Below are 1,157 nucleotides of genomic sequence, written 5' to 3'. Positions count from 1 at the left end.
GCGGCGGGAGGATTCTGGGCGCTGTACATCCTCGCCTCCGCGCGGCTGGGGCCGCGCGTGCGCGGGATCGACGGGCTCGTCGCGGCGATCGCGGTCGGCGCGCTGCTCGTCCTGCCCTTCGGCGCGGGCGAGGCAGTGGACGCGGTAGGGCGCGCACCCTCCCTGCTCGTGGCCTTCCTCGGGGTGGCGCTGCTCACCTCCGTCACTCCGTACGCCCTCGAGTTCACCGCGCTCAAACGCATGTCGACGCGCGTCTTCGGCGTGCTCTCGAGCCTCGGTCCGGCGGTGGCGGCCCTCGCCGGGCTCGTCGTGCTGCAGCAGCGGCTCGGGCTGTGGCAGGTGCTCGCGATCCTGCTCGTCGTCTGCGCGAGCGCCGGTGTGGTCGCCACCTCCCGCCGCGCGTGACCCGGTTCGCGCCCGGGCGTATGCTCGAGGCATGACCGGGACATTCACCGTCGCGACCGTGCAGCAGCGCCTGGCGGAACTCGAGGATCCGAAGATGCGCGCCGTCAACGAGCGGCACGGCGACGACCACGGCGTCAACCTGACGAAGCTTCGCGCCCTCGCCAAGGAGATCAAGACCGACCAGCCGCTGGCGCTCGAGCTGTGGGCGACGGGCGACACGGCGACGCGGCTCGTCGCGCTCCTGATCGCCCGGCCGCGCGAGTTCGATCGGGAGCAGCTCGACGCGATGCTGCGGGAGGCGCGCGTGCCGAAGGTGCACGACTGGCTCGTGAACTACATCGTGAAGAAGTCGAAGCACGCCGAGGAGCTGCGCGCGGAGTGGCTCGAGGATCCCGACCCCGTCATCGCCAGCGCGGGCTGGGCTCTCACCACCGAACGGGTCATCAAGTCTCCCGACGGTCTCGACCTCGCCGGCCTGCTCGACGCCGTCGACGCGGAGATCCTGGATGCGCCGGAGCGCCTCCAATGGGCGATGAACTACACGATGGGCGAGATCGGCATCCGGCACGCCGAGCACCGCGAGCGCGTCCTCGAGATGGGGGAACGTCTCGGCGTGCTGCGGGACTACCCCACGCCGCCCGGTTGCGTCTCGCCGTTCGTGCCGCTGTGGGTGCCCGAGATGGTGCGCCGGCAGGGCTGAAGCGGCCGGCCCGGGCGTACCGGGCGCGGCCGCTTCCTTCCCGCGGCGGTGG

At 72.3% G+C, this 1,157-nt stretch carries 2 protein-coding genes; both read left to right on the top strand.

The window, feature by feature from the left end; translation table 11 throughout:
* Nucleotides 1-405 (top strand): EamA family transporter (locus ACFPZL_RS13480; protein ID WP_382335891.1); only part of this gene is annotated, 405 nt, incomplete at its 5' end.
* 31 nt (nt 406-436) lie between these two features.
* Nucleotides 437-1,105 (top strand): DNA alkylation repair protein, encoded by a 669-nt coding sequence (locus ACFPZL_RS13475; protein ID WP_218114002.1) that lies wholly within the window; start codon nt 437-439, stop codon nt 1,103-1,105.
* Nucleotides 1,106-1,157 lie beyond the last annotated feature (52 nt).

This window comes from Leucobacter soli, from assembly GCF_042659205.1.
Classification (GTDB): Bacteria; Actinomycetota; Actinomycetes; order Actinomycetales; family Microbacteriaceae; genus Leucobacter; species Leucobacter soli.
The sequence above is the reverse complement of the archived record's forward strand: the minus strand, read 5'-3'. Positions and strand labels throughout refer to the sequence as shown.